General features: G+C 57.3%; 10 protein-coding genes. 3 read left to right on the top strand and 7 right to left on the bottom strand.

Going from position 1 to position 14,212, the window contains the following annotated elements:
• The first annotated feature begins 14 nt into the window (after window positions 1–14).
• Together ACSSVV_RS10805 and ACSSVV_RS10800 are read left to right on the top strand one after the other, a co-directional pair.
• Window positions 15–269, top strand: coding sequence for a hypothetical protein (locus ACSSVV_RS10805; RefSeq protein ID WP_011786233.1), 255 nt, complete (start codon window positions 15–17; stop codon window positions 267–269).
• 93 nt (window positions 270–362) lie between these two features.
• A complete protein-coding gene (locus ACSSVV_RS10800) occupies window positions 363–2,000 on the top strand; it encodes a methyl-accepting chemotaxis protein (protein ID WP_022991421.1) in 1,638 nt (545 codons plus the stop codon).
• A gap of 33 nt (window positions 2,001–2,033) precedes the next feature.
• Here the strand turns inward: ACSSVV_RS10800 and ACSSVV_RS10795 are convergent, their stop codons facing one another.
• Entirely contained in the window at window positions 2,034–2,615 is a 582-nt protein-coding gene (locus tag ACSSVV_RS10795; protein ID WP_011786235.1) for a YceI family protein, read from the bottom strand.
• A 60-nt stretch (window positions 2,616–2,675) separates the two neighbouring features.
• Entirely contained in the window at window positions 2,676–3,224 is a 549-nt protein-coding gene (locus tag ACSSVV_RS10790; RefSeq protein ID WP_011786236.1) for a cytochrome b, read from the bottom strand.
• Window positions 3,225–3,803: 579 nt separating this feature from the next.
• On the opposite strand from ACSSVV_RS10790, the gene ACSSVV_RS10785 reads away from it, so the two are divergent.
• Window positions 3,804–5,087 carry an EAL domain-containing protein gene (locus ACSSVV_RS10785; protein ID WP_454106223.1) on the top strand — a complete coding sequence of 428 codons (1,284 nt, stop codon included), beginning with the start codon at window positions 3,804–3,806 and terminating at the stop codon, window positions 5,085–5,087.
• Here ACSSVV_RS10785 and ACSSVV_RS10780 read toward each other — a convergent pair.
• The 5 genes from ACSSVV_RS10780 to ACSSVV_RS10760 all read right to left on the bottom strand — a co-directional run bounded on the left by ACSSVV_RS10780 (window position 5,075) and on the right by ACSSVV_RS10760 (window position 14,203).
• Complete coding sequence (locus ACSSVV_RS10780) at window positions 5,075–6,841, bottom strand: SLC13 family permease (protein ID WP_454106222.1); 1,767 nt, start codon at window positions 6,839–6,841, stop codon at window positions 5,075–5,077. The genes ACSSVV_RS10785 and ACSSVV_RS10780 overlap by 13 nt on opposite strands.
• 96 nt (window positions 6,842–6,937) lie before the next feature.
• Window positions 6,938–8,833, bottom strand: coding sequence for a DNA topoisomerase IV subunit B (gene parE / locus ACSSVV_RS10775; RefSeq protein ID WP_454106221.1), 1,896 nt, complete (start codon window positions 8,831–8,833; stop codon window positions 6,938–6,940).
• A 94-nt stretch (window positions 8,834–8,927) separates the two neighbouring features.
• Window positions 8,928–9,425 carry a protease complex subunit PrcB family protein gene (locus ACSSVV_RS10770; protein WP_454106220.1) on the bottom strand — a complete coding sequence of 166 codons (498 nt, stop codon included), beginning with the start codon at window positions 9,423–9,425 and terminating at the stop codon, window positions 8,928–8,930.
• Complete coding sequence (locus tag ACSSVV_RS10765; RefSeq protein WP_454106219.1) at window positions 9,422–12,001, bottom strand: S8 family serine peptidase; 2,580 nt, start codon at window positions 11,999–12,001, stop codon at window positions 9,422–9,424. Before ACSSVV_RS10765 ends, ACSSVV_RS10770 begins: the two co-directional genes overlap by 4 nt.
• Before the next feature lie 150 nt (window positions 12,002–12,151).
• Window positions 12,152–14,203, bottom strand: coding sequence for a TRAP transporter large permease subunit (locus ACSSVV_RS10760; RefSeq protein ID WP_454106218.1), 2,052 nt, complete (start codon window positions 14,201–14,203; stop codon window positions 12,152–12,154).
• Window positions 14,204–14,212 lie beyond the last annotated feature (9 nt).

The raw sequence follows: 14,212 nt of genomic DNA, 5'->3' as shown, positions 1-14,212 counted from the left end.
ACAAGCGGAAACCTATGAAACCCAATCTCAAAGCCTGCGGGCAAGCCATGGTTACGGCCATGGTCAATGCGGTTCTGGCCGTTGCCCTGATGCTCCTGGTGGAGTTTGCCATCAGTGGTACCTTCCAGGTTCCCGAGCCCTATATCTGGGCGGGGGTACTGATATGGGCCGTTATTTTCGCCGCCCAGTTCCTCCGTCAACGGCATCTTTGCCGTGCCTGTGAACAGACTGACGAACCTTCATCCGCCGAAACCGTCGGCAAATCCTGACCCATATCAAGGGCCTGGCATCTCAAATGTGACAAATCTGCCCCCCCTGCTACGCTTTGGATAAGACATTAACGTCGAAGCCTGGGGGGTTAGATGACCGCTCTGAAGAAACTCGGATTACGCACCAAAATCGCACTTCCTTTTGCCATCACGGCGCTTGCCTTGGTCATCGTCGGTGTCTTCAGCGTTCTGACGGCACGTAATCTGGTTTCCGATACCGACGACATAGCCGCCACCTACCTGCCTTCGGTCAGCCAGATCCTCAATGGTGACCGCGATCTCTATCAGGCACTGGTGGCCCAAATGACACTGCTGGACCAGGCCTTCAACAATGAAGACACCTCCGGAGCTCTGGAGGATTCCAATGAAAACACCGAGCAAGCCAGGCAGCGCTTCCTGGAAAGCTCTCAACGCCTTGCAGGAACGGGCATTTCGGATGTCAGCGACGGATTCGAAGGGGCATTTGATCGCTGGGAACAATCCGCTCGGAGGGTGATGGAGCTGGCCTCAAACGGCAATCCGGAACAAGCCCGGAGTCTCGCTGCCACAGAAACAGCCCCATTGTTTGACCAACTCCGGGATTATTACGACAACGCCGGTGCTCACGCTGACGAGCAGGCTCAACAACGTTCCGCTGAAGCCTCCGCCGAAGGCACTTCCAGTTCGGCCACCGTTCTTGCGATCACCGTGATTGCCATCATTATCGCCATTGCGTTGTTCTTTGTATTCATGAAACTGATCATCTCTTCGATCAGCGCCCTCCGGGATCAGCTCGACAACATTGCCCAGGGCGAAGGCGACCTGACTCAGCGGGTTCCGGTAACGGTCGAGGATGATCTCGGCAAATTGGCCAGAAGTTTCAACCAGGTACTGGAAAACCTGCAGGGCATGATCGGGTCCATTCAGAATCTGAGTCGCGATCTCGGTGCGGGTGCCACCGAGCTGGCCACTGCCGCCCGGGACAACAACGATGGTGTGACCCGCCAGACCGACTCCATTTCCATGGTGGCCACCGCTATCAACGAAATGCAGAGTGCGATTGAAGAAGTAGCCGGGAACGCCTCCCGCGCCGCAGAGATCACTCGCGAAGCGGAAACCAAGGGGAACAACAGCGCCCAGATCATCCGCAACTCGTCGAAACAGGTGCACCGCCTGGCCGCCCAGATTTCCAAAGCGGTTGAGGTTATCCGCAAACTTTCTGCGGATTCCGACAACATTACTTCGGTGCTGGATGTCATTCGCGGCATTGCCGAGCAGACCAACCTGCTGGCTCTGAACGCCGCCATTGAGGCTGCCCGGGCCGGTGAGCAAGGCCGTGGGTTCGCCGTGGTGGCGGATGAAGTCCGTACTCTGGCGCAACGCACCGGCCAGTCGACAGAAGATATTCAGACCATGATAACCGCACTGCAGACCGGTGTTTCGGACGTCGTGAGCGTGATGGAGACCGGCAGCAAGGAGGCCACCGAAACCGAACGGCTGGCAACGGAAGCGGAACAGGAACTCCAGGCCATTCTGGAAGCGATCTCCAGTATCACCGACGTCAACACCAGTGTGGCGTCCGCCACCGAAGAGCAGACTCAGGTGGTAGATGAAATTAACCGGAGCATTACTGATATCAATGATCTGGCTGCGGCCAGTGCCGATCGGTCCAAAGCCATCGATGGCATTGCCAAATCGCTGGAGAGCTATGTCAGGGAGCTGGAACAACAGACAGGGCGGTTCCGGGTTTAACCGGACCGCCGCGTCATCGCCGGAAGGATCCGATTACTGGCGAATGCCTTCTACCGAGATTTCGATTTCCACGGTTTCGGAGGCTTTGCCAAGATCCATGGGAATGCCGAAATCCTTCAGGCGCAACTCGGTTTCAGCCTCAAAACCCATGCGATAGCCTCCCCAGGGGTCTTCACCGTGGCCAACCAGCTCAGCATCCAGGGTGATTTCCCGGGTAACGCCACGCAGAGTCAGATCACCAATGATGTCCGCCTCACCGGCCTCGTCAACCACTACGCGCTTGCTCTTGAACGTCGCTTCCGGGAACTCACTCACGTACAGGAAGTCTTCGCTGCGCAAATGCTTGTCGCGCTCGGCATGGTTGCTGTCAACGCTGGAGGTATCGATCGTTACTGATACAGAGCTGTTTTCGGGATTGTCCGCATCGTAGGTGAACTCACCATCAAAATCGTTGAATCGACCGTACAGCCAGCTGTAGCCCAGATGGGAAATCTTGAAGGTTACGAACTGGTGCGTGCCCTGGGTATCGAAGGCGTAAGTACCGCTGTGCTCGTTTGCCTGCACAGAGGCAACCATCGCGGCTGAAATGGCTGAAGCCAGAAGAATCTTCTTCATTAATCACTCCTTTTGAGTCTGTTTTGCGTTGAGTTAAGAGAGTTAGCTGTCCCGGAACTGTCAGGCCAACCCAAGCATTCTGCGAAGCGTACTGTCCCGGTCGATCAAGTGATGCTTCAACGCCCCCAGCGCATGAACGCCGGCCAGGACGACAATCGCCCAGGTGCTCCAGTAATGGATGGCTCCCGCCGTATCTTCGAGGCCTTTCACCTGGCCTGTCACCGATGGCACCTGAAACCAGCCGAACACATGGATCGCAGAGCCGTCAGCCGTTGAAATCAGATAGCCACTGATCATGGCGACAAAGATCAACAGATACAGCGCCACATGCGCCAGGTGAGCAGAAACCACCTCCCAGCGCTGGTGATTGGGCAAAGGCCTGGGCGGCGGGCTTAACAGCCGCCAGACCAGTCTGAGCACCATCGCCATGAACAGGAGAATACCCACGCTGCGGTGGATGTCCGGCCCCTGTCGGTACCAGGGATCATAATAAGAGAGATCGACCATCCAGAAGCCCAGGGCAAACAGGCCGATAATGGTGACGGCCACCAGCCAATGCAGCAGGATTGCCACCCACCCGTATGCGTCTTCTGAATTCTTTGCCTGCATAAAAACAATCGCCTCCGTTGCTGATGTGGACCCAAACGGCTTTTCCACGTCCTCCAGATAAGATCAGCATAGTCTAGAAGGACAGAGAGCTGACCAAAATCAAAATGTTTTGCTGGCCTGCATCAGATTTTCTGACCATAGCATCCACGATCCGCAAACACTTGACAGCAACCACTTTGGTCGTATGCGGTTTTACGGATTGTTGAAAATTATGACAGCGATAAACTTTAACCATACTTTTAATCCGCCCCGTCCGGGGCCTCAGTGACCGAGAGGAAACGACATGGAACTTGAATTTGACGAGTCTGTGGTAGTACCCAGCAACAACTGATTTGATACAGACCCGGCTACTGCCGGGTTTTTTTACCACCGTTTTAATGCCTGAAAGATACAAACTGTTTCGTCTTTTATGCATTAAGTAGTGGTAATGGTTCTTGTTTTTTGGCAATCTTCGACGAATTGATGAGGTAATGCCTGAATTTCAGGCGTCCGTGCCAGGGACACAGGCACAGTGGCTAACAGATTTGCGTGTACTTCTGAACTGCGCCAATGTATTCGTTGAAGGGTACAAACCTGCCTATGTCCCACAATCTTGCCGAATCGCTACCCGCGCCGGAAGTAGACCTGCTCTCCCCCATGCTTAATCAGCAGGGGCAGGTGTGGACAGCGGATTTTCGCGGGCTCAAACTGCGCACTGCCCTTCAGCCGATTTACAGCATTTCCCACAAACGTACTGTCGGTTACGAAGCCCTGATCCGGGCCTTCGACAACGACAATTCAGCCGTCCTGCCGTTGCACCTGTTCGAGCTGCCCGCTTCCGAAGCCGAAAATCTGTTGCTGGACAGACTCTGCCGGTACCTGCACATTCGCAACTACAGCGAGATCAAGGATCAGGTCAACTGGCTGTTCCTGAACGTCTCCCCGAGGGTGGTCACTTCCGGCTCTCAATCCGATTCCTTTTTTGGACAATTGCTTGAGAAAACCGGGCTGCCGCCACATCGAATCGTGATGGAAATCGTTGAACAGCCAACCGACGATGCTGAACGACTACGGGATACCGTTGCCTACTACCGCAAACTGGGCTGCCTGACCGCCATTGACGATTTTGGTGCCGGGCACTCCAATTTCGAGCGCATCTGGAATCTGTCACCGGACATCGTCAAGCTGGACCGTACCCTGCTGACCCGGGCAACCGAAGATCGCCGCGCCAGGCAGATACTGAACGGCATGGTATCCCTGCTGCATCAATCTGGCTGCCTGGTGTTGCTGGAAGGAGTGGAAACCCGGGATCAGGCCATGATTGCCATTGATGCCGGTGTCGACTTTGTACAGGGCTTCTACTTTCGCCGACCCTGCCTGGAACTGGACGAACTGCCCCAGAGCACAATGAATTTCGAGGATTTGCTCGAAGAGTACAAAAGCAGCAAGCAGATTAGCCACGATCCAACCCAACTGGTCGTCAACCATTTCAGCGGGCCTTTCCGGCGGGTGATCGAGCGCCTGCAGAAGGGTCTGTCCATGGATCAGGCCTGCTTTGAGCTGCTCAGCCACCACACGGTTTCCCGCTGCTATCTGGTGGACGATCAGGGCGTTCAGCTGGAAGACACTCTGGTTTCCGAGTCCGCCGTTAAAAAGCAGGACCCAAGATTCCGACCACTGGAAAACACCAGCAGTGCAGACTGGTTTCGCCAGCAGTATCTCCGCCAGGCGCTGGCCCAGCCAGAGAACATTCATGTGACCACTCCCTATCTGTGCGTCACTGGCGCCTACATGTGCGTGACCCTGTCACTGGCCTTCCGGCAGGACGGCAAACTCCGGGTAATCTGCTGCGATATTCTTGCCAACGCGGATCACAACCCGTAAACCACCGCAATCACCGCGACCGTTACCAACCCCACCAGCACATTCATGGGCAACCCCACTTTCACGAAATCGGAAAACCGGTAGCCACCAGGACCAAACACCATCATATTGGTCTGATACCCCAATGGCGTGGCGAAGCTGGCGGAGGCTGCCATCATCACTGCAATAACAAAGGGTTCTGCAGGCACCCCCATGCTCCCGGTCATCGACAGCACAACCGGAATCACCAGTACAGCTGCGGCATTGTTCGTGATGACCTCGGTCAGAAACGACACAGCGCAGTATACGAGAAACAGTGTTATCAGCACCTGGCCTGCACTGAAAGCCAGAATACCCTCGGCCATAAACGCCGCTGCTCCGGTTTCCTCCAATGCCGCTCCCAGCGCAAAGGACGCTGCGATGGTGAGGATGACCGGCACATCCACCGATTTCTGAGCCTGCCCCACCGAGCAGCAGCCGGACAGGATCATCAGAGCGGCTCCCAGTAAGGCGGCGTTGAGCATACTCATCACCCCGCAGGCCGCCAGGCTCACCAACACAAGCAGGATCCCCCAGGAAAGCCAGGCCCGGTCATGTCGGGGCGTTTCCGTTTCCAGGTCGTTGATGAGCAGAAAATCCTTATTGTAGCACTGACGGCTGACGAAGGCCGGACGCGCCTCAAGCAGCAGGACGTCGCCAGGTTTCAGGCGAATGTTGCCGAGGTTGCCTGACACACGCTCGCCGCCCCGGGCCACCGCCAGCACCACGGCGCCGTAACGGTCCCGGAACCTTGCGTCCCGGATGGTCAGGCCCAGCACATCCGATTGCGGAGACAAAGCGGCTTCCACCAACCGCCGCTCGGCACGATCCTGACTGAGACTGGGCTCATCGTCGTGCACCGACGGCACGATGCCATTGATGCGCAACAGGTCTGAGATCGCCTGGGTATCGCCCGCAAACACCAGCCGATCACCGCCACGCAGCCGTTCTTCCGAGGGGACGGCAGTGACCACACTGCCATCCCGCTCGATTTCCACCAGATACAATCGCTCCAGTTCCCGCAAGCCAGCTTCACCTACGGTCCGGCCCACCAGCGGACCTTCAAAGGACACCGCCACTTCCAGCGTGAACTCCCTCATGGAGCCAAACTTCTGCTGATCCTTACGGTCTGGCAGCACCCGCGGCATGACCAGAAGCATGACCGCCAGACCGATAATGGCCACCGGTAAACCAACCGCCGTAATGGAAAAGATCGAGAACCCGGCCTCACCGGTCAGCTGCTGATACTGACCATTAACAACCAGATTGGTGCTGGTGCCAATCAGTGTCAGTGTGCCGCCCAGAATCGCTGAGTAACTCAGCGGAATCATCAACTTGGAGGGTGAAATACCGATCTTCCGGGACCAGGCATGGACGGCGGGAATCATGGTGGCAACCACCGGTGTATTGTTGAGGAAGCCACTCAGCAGGGAAACCGGCAGGGCAATGCGCGCCTGCGCGGAGCGGACGGATTTCGGATTGCGAAGCAGGTGGTTGACCAGCAGATCCACACCGCCGGAATGATGAATACCGGCGGCCACCACAAACATGGCCACCACGGTGATCAGACCGCTGTTACTGAACCCGGCCAGAGCCTGTTCGGCAGAGATAATGCCACCGGCACTGAGCACCACCAGCACCGCCATCATCACCAGATGCGGCGCAAAGCGGCCTGAACTCATCAATAACAGGGCGGTGAGCGCCAACCCCAGGGAAAACCATCCTTGCCAGTCCATAACTCGGTCTTTTCCGATTTGAAAACTGGCAGGATAGCGAGACAGAGCAATTCTGAGAAAGAATAACTATCGATTTTTATAGCAGCTTATGGAATATCAAACTGCCACGTCGGCCATGTTCCCGTAGGCTTCCAGCCAGGCCCGACGATCCGACGCGCGCTTCTTGCCCAGCAGCATATCCATCCGCTCGTCGGTGTCATCCCCGTCTTCCAGGGTGAGCATGACCAGGCGGCGGGTGTCCGGTGCCATGGTGGTTTCTCTCAGCTGCAACGGATTCATCTCACCCAGGCCTTTGAAGCGCGTCACCTGAATCTTGCCTTTGCGCTTTTCCGCCGCCAGGCGGTCGATGATGCCCTGCTTCTCGTGCTCGTCCAGGGCGTAGAAGGTTTCCTTGCCCAGGTCCACCCGGTACAGGGGGGGCATTGCCACGAACACGTGCCCGGCCGCCACCAGCGGCCGGAAGTGTTTCACAAACAAAGCGCACAGCAGCGTGGCGATGTGCAGGCCGTCCGAATCCGCATCGGCCAAGATACAGATCTTGTTGTAGCGCAGGCCGGCAAGGTCATCAGAGCCGGGATCCACGCCAATGGCAACGGCAATATCGTGCACTTCCTGGGACGCCAGGATCTCACCCGAGTCCACTTCCCAGGTGTTCAGAATCTTGCCCCGCAACGGCATGACCGCCTGGAACTCCCGGTCTCGAGCCTGCTTGGCGGAACCGCCGGCGGAATCACCTTCCACCAGGAACAACTCTGATCTTGCGGTATCACCGCCGGAACAGTCCGCCAATTTGCCGGGCAACGCCGGACCGGAGGTCACCTTCTTTCGGGCCACCTTCTTGCTCGCCCTCAACCGGCGCTGGGCATTACTGATAAACAGTTCCGCCAGAGCTTCGGCAATGTCGGTGTGCTGGTTCAGCCACAGGCTGAAGGCATCTTTCACCACCCCGGAGACAAAGGCTGCGGCTTCCCTGGAAGACAACCGCTCCTTGGTCTGGCCGGAAAACTGGGGTTCCTGCATCTTGAACGACAGCACATAGGCGACCCGTTCCCAGATATCCTCGGGCGACAACTTCACCCCCCGGGGCAATAGGTTTCTGAACTCACAGAACTCACGCATGGCCTCCAGCAGACCGGTGCGCAGGCCATTGACGTGGGTACCGCCCTGGGCAGTGGGAATCAGGTTGACATAACTTTCCAGTACCGCGTCGCCGCCTTCCGGCAGCCACTGAATAGCCCAGTCCACAGCTTCCTTGTTGCCGGAAAAACTGCCGGTAAAAGGTTCCAGCGGCACCGCTTCAATATCGGCCAGAGCCGTTCGCAGGTAATCCCGAAGACCGTCCTCGTAGAACCACTCGTCTTTCTCGCCGGTTTTCTCCTGCAGGAAGGTCACCGTCAGCCCCGGGCACAGAACCGCCTTGGCGCGAAGGTTGTGGCGCAAGCGGCTGACCGAGAAATTGGGACTGTCGAAGTATTTGGGGTCCGGCGTGAACTTCAGGCGGGTACCGGTGTTGCGCTTGCCTACGGTATCAATCACTTCCAGCTCGGAGGCCTTGTCACCGTTGGCGAACGTCATCCGGTGCACCTGACCATCCCGTTTAATGGTCACTTCCAGATGCGTGGACAGAGCATTGACCACGGAAACGCCCACACCGTGCAGACCACCGGAGAAATTGTAGTTGCCCTGGGAGAATTTGCCACCGGCGTGCAACCGGGAAAGGATAAGCTCCACCCCGGGCAGTCCTTCTTCCTTGTGCAGATCGACCGGCATGCCCCGGCCGTCGTCCTCCACACTCAGGGAATTGTCGCTGTGCAGCACCACATCAATCCGCCGGGCGTGGCCGGCGAGGGCCTCGTCAACGCTGTTATCAATGACTTCCTGGGCCAGGTGGTTGGGCCGCGATGTATCGGTATACATGCCCGGGCGCTTGCGCACCGGATCAAGACCGCTCAGGACTTCAATGGCATCGGCGTTGTACTGTTGCTCGCTCATAGGAATGGCATGGCTCCGCAAATGATCGTTGCGCCATAGCTTAGGGATTCAGGCTGAAAGATCAACGGTTGTTTTGTGGCGGCGCCAAGTGGTTTCAGTTTTCCAGCGTCCGAACCAGCGGCTGCTCTGTCAGGCCCCGCACACGAATCTGCTGCCAGCTGCGGGGCTCAACGGCCAGCACCACACAGGGCGAGGTAATCACCTGAGCGACCATCATGTCCGGCGCCGGTTCACTCACCCGCATATCGAGCACCAGACTCTTGCCCTGCGCCAGCGCAGACTGGAGCCCGACGCTGTAACCGGCGGTTGGTTTCTGGCCGAGCGTGACCATCACCAGTGCCTCCCGGCTCAGATCAACCTTGCGCACCACATCCGTGGCCATATTCTGGCCACTCACATCCAGGAGTGCTTCGCGATCGGCCTCCGAACGCACAAACGCCACCCCCGGCCCCGTCAGGCCGCAATAAGCGGACTGGGTAATCTGCCGCACCATGACACCCTCACCCTCGCCGGGACCGCCCGTGGCGCTGCACGCCGCCAGAAGCAGCATCGCAGCGGAGATGATAAATGGTCGAACCAGAGTCCTTTTCATTGAACTGCTTTTACTCCGTCGTTGGTCGAGGGCGCCTGGTCAGGCTGCAGTAATCTGTAACCTTTAAACCCGGGCCTAGGAAGGATATCAGGGTTGGAGGTAGAAATGGTTGGACGCGAGAAACTGGTGGTCATGCGGATATCAGACAGGCTTGACTCATCCGTAATGGAAACGATCTCACGCAAACCCGCAACCGGGTATTCTGCACAGGCTTCTCCAGGCTGGCAGATGAGGCCATCTCCGTCATGGTCTGTTCCGGCCACCAGATAGTAGTCACCCGGACGAACCTCACTCAAACGCCGCGGCTCCTCGCCATCATCAAACTCGAAACGGAAGGGATATTGGCCGGACTCAGCATCCACTACCACCTGGGATTCCGCCAGATAAAACCCGCGTGAATCAGGCTCGGTATTCACCAGCAACACAAAGTGCCGACCGGCATTTCTCGCCTCCTGATCGCTGACTAGTTGGCCAATCGCAGGAATGGACAGAGTCTCCGATGAACTGTTCACCGAATAGGAAATTTCAATAGTGCCCTTTGCCGCCTCTCCAGCCACAAGCCGGTCTCTGAGTAATGCCAGGGTCAGTGAATAGGGTCTCGAATCCAGGTTATCCGTAGTCACCGAAAGCCAGTCCGGGAGAGAACTGACCGAAACACCGGAAATCGCATCATTGCCGAAAACATTGAGATCAACCCTCTGCTGGTCCTGGCCCTCACTGCTCAACGACACCACGGCCGGGGAAGCTGAGAGTACGGTCTGCTCAAAAGTGCTGGAGGCGGCAGAGACTGCTTTGGCAGCGTCAATCACTCCGTAACCCAGAGCATCACTTCGGCTACCGTTATAATCAGTAAGCTGGCCATTTCTAAGCGCCCGGATTACCTGGGCATGGTTAAGATCGGGACTCTCCTCCTTCATCAGGGCCAAAACGCCTGCCACATGGGGCGACGCCATGGAGGTCCCCTGAAGACCAAGATAACCCGCTCGCGGGCCAGTCGCCGTTAGTTCACCGCTGGAGCTCCAGACCACATCCGAGCTGCCATCCAGGTTCCCATCACGACTAGCATCGCCGCCCGGCGCAGCGAGATCAATCCAACTGCCAAAGTTCGAGTAGCCCGCCAGATTGCCGGCGCCATCCACAGCACTGACAGCCAATACGTAGGGCGAAGCCGCTGGATAAGATTTTACTGAGGTTGATGAATTACCTGCGGCGGCAACGAAAAGTACATCCCTCTCAACGCCTTTTTGTAGCGCAGACTCCAACTGGGGAATCTCTGGCAATCCCCCCAGGCTCATATTGACGACATCGACCAGCCCCTCATTAACCACCCAGTTGATTGCCTCAATTAGATCGGAGGCTGAGCCAGTGCCGCCCTCACCCAGCACACGCACCGGGACAATACCTGAGCCAAAGGCGACGCCGCCGATACCGTCTCCATTTATAACAGCGCCGATGGTGCCAGCCACATGGGTGCCATGAAACACGTCACCGCCAATGCTGTTACCGGGATCTGCGGGATTATTGTCATTATCCACGAAGTCCCAACCGGCAACGATGTTGGCATCCAGATCCGGGTGCCATTGGCCAGAATTCAGCCGAAGGATACCCGTATCCAAAACGGCCACATTGACCCCTGCGCCACCTCCATGAACCAGTTGCCATGCCGCCGGCCCGTTGATCAAGCCATAGTGCCACTGACGAGGATAGAAAGGTTCGTTGATGGGGGTGCCTGCCTGCTGACTGCTGAACAGGTAATCCGGCTGCACCTGCGCAAAACCCGGCTTTTGCCGGAGGTTCCGGATCCAGTTCAGGGTTTCATGCTTACGTTGGTTGGCATTGGTAATACGGGATGCCGGGGCCGTTCGGGTTAACAGCCAGCTCTCGCCGCCGAGATGCCTGGGGGCAATGCCCTGCATGGATGCCAGCGCCATCTGCGCGCCCTGATCACCCTCCACTGTGATCAACGCCCGGTCCTCGGCAAATTCGTAATCAGGCCATTGAAAGGAGAGGCCATTCGACGTCATGCTGACAGTCTTGGCGAGGATGTACCTCGCCGGTACAGCGCTTCGGTTCGTAATGCTGACCCTGTAATCGCGAGCCTCCGTAAAGTTCGAAAGAACGACGGAACTGCCAATTGTCGCCGTTTTCACGGGCAGTGAGTCAAGCTGCAGCTCTAGTTCTGGATCGCCCAGGCAGCTACCAAAACTCTGCAATACAAGCGTTTCGCCCGGGGCCAGCGGGACGGTGTAGGTATCGTTGGAATCGGCCGAGTAGAACAACGGCTGGCAAGCGGATTGATTGGCGGGATAGGTTCCACCACTCCCACTGACATAGCCAGCCAGCACGAAGTTTTCGGGGAGTCTCTGAGTCCCAGGTGCAGGGATTGCCCCATCCAGCCCCAGCTGGTCCATCGTGTCCTGATCAACCCGGCTGTTGGCTTCAATACTGATAACCCCGGAAAGCGGACTGGGCGGCGCTATCGGTGCAACGGCATCGGAACCGCCCGAACCACCGCCACAACCGGTGAGCAATGCCATCCCTGGCACCAGAACAAAAGCAAGAATCGACAATCTCACGGCGTCTCTCTTATTCTTTGTTGAAACTGTTCACAGAGTATACGGCCAGACATCCCTGATCGACCTGTGTCAGACCTTTAAGGGCCCCATGAAAAAACCCGCGGGCCTTGGCATCGCGGGTTCTTTCATAGTACTTCGCTTCTCCTGGCCTTACAAAGCGTAGAAAAGCATGGGCACAAAGGCCACCAGCAGAAGCGTGGGAATCATCACAACCAGCGGCAGCAACAATCTCTCATAGCGGTGCCAGAAGGTGCCGGTACGTTCCGCTGCCAGCACTTCGGTTTCACCCACCACCTGCCGGGTCAGCAGGTGATTCAGGGCAACCGGCGGGCTGAGATAGCCAAGTTCAAATGCCACCAGGCAGACGATCCAGAAATGCAGTGGATCAATGCCAATCTGCAGGGCCGGTTGGGCAATAGTGGCGGAAACCAGTATGACGGCACCGAACGGATCCATCACCATCCCGATCACCGTCAGCATGACCACGATGACCAGCATGGCAATCCAGGGGCTGGTCAGATCCTCCGGGAACAGCGCATGAACAATATCAGAACGCTCAAGAATACCGCCCAGGCAGATCGAGAAACCAATCAGCGCCAGTAGTGCGCCAATGTGCACAGCAGAATCGCTGGCAGCCGCTGTGCTTCGGGAGAAAAACGCACTGGTACGGCTCTGGCCATCGTCACGGCTATTCCGGCCGGCGTCCAGGGCTACCAGCGCCAGCATAACCAGCGGCAGAATCAAAGGCGCACTGTACTCGTTGAATTGAAGCCCCAGGATCGCCCAGATGGCCAGGATCACTGCCGTTGCCGTCAGTGCATAAGGCAACAACGGTCGCAGCTCCATGACGGCCGCGCGGAATGCACCCGGGACCGGCCTTGGTCTCCAGTTGCCTTCGGTCTTACACACCACAAAGGAGAACAGGGTGGCCGACATGATGAACACCCAGAACCCCCATCCATACATTTCGGTGGTGGTCACTTCCTTGTTCAGTGCGGCAACCACCACGATCAGCAAGCAGGGATTGAGCACCACCCCAAGGCTGCCAGACATGGCGGTCGTAGCCAGTGACAATTGACGCCCTGCCCCGGCCCGCCGAAGCTCGTCGTAGACAACCCCGCCCACGGCCAGAATGAAAATGCCGGAGGCTCCGGTAAATGCTGTCGGGAAGGCAGTGGCAAAGATGATCACCGAAGCCAGCAAGGGTGCGGGCAGATTGAAGGGCTTCACCAGATTCAGCAACAGCTCCGGAACCCGGGTCTGTTTGAGCATCATACCCACCAGCACGTACAGTCCGATGTTGATGAACATGGACGACAGGTTCGACATCATGCCGAAGTAGATTGCCAGCCCGGAGGAGTAGCCATCCACAAAGAAAAAATAGCTCATGGCAATGAAGCCCATGGTGCAATACAGCGGCACCACAAGGCCGGAAGCCAGCGCCAGACTGCCCGCCCTCATTCGCTCCGGCACATAGACGAAGCGAAAAGCATTGATGATCATGAACAGCCCGAACACGCCTGCCCAGGCGTACTGCAGGACAATGTTCGCCTCAGACCCCGGAGACTGAGCCAGCCGGCCCATGTACGCGTTCAATGACAGCACCATCAGGCCATTGATGACGAACTGCACGCCCTGGCTTAAACGCCACTCCGCCCGATTGCGGGGCAGACGCAAAGCAATGTGGTCGGCATCCATTGCGGCAATGGCTGCAGCCAGAGCAAACATGCCGATAAACAGGAACTTGGTCAGGTCGATGTTATCGAGCAGAAAGTCGGCCAAACCCTGCTCTACAGCCTTGTAGACACCGAGCGCCCAGGTGGCGTGTTTCTGGTTTTCAGCAAACTGCAAGTGGCGTTGCTCGCACAGCGCCAGGTTACTCTTCAGGGACTGCCGGATAGCCTGGGGATCCGGCGGCGAACTGAACAGGTCGTCCGGGTCTGGCTTATAGGCCTGGACCCGTCGCTCTACCTCTTTATCAATGTCCATGAAAAGGTTGCAGGTAGGCTCTGTTGCATCCGGATTGAGCAGGTAATAGTTAGGCCAAACCTGCTCGCCGACCCATAGCAACCGGGAGTGGAGCGAGTTGCCCATCCCCAGCAGCAGGGTGGCCAGAAGCAACAGCAGCAGAATCATCCCATGCAACCTGTGCATGGGATACAACGTTCTTACGCCGGTTGCAGTCATTGCGCGCCAGTTCATGGTCAGGCT

The organism is Marinobacter sp. MBR-105 (assembly GCF_053628895.1).
The sequence above is the reverse complement of the archived record's forward strand: the minus strand, read 5'-3'. Positions and strand labels throughout refer to the sequence as shown.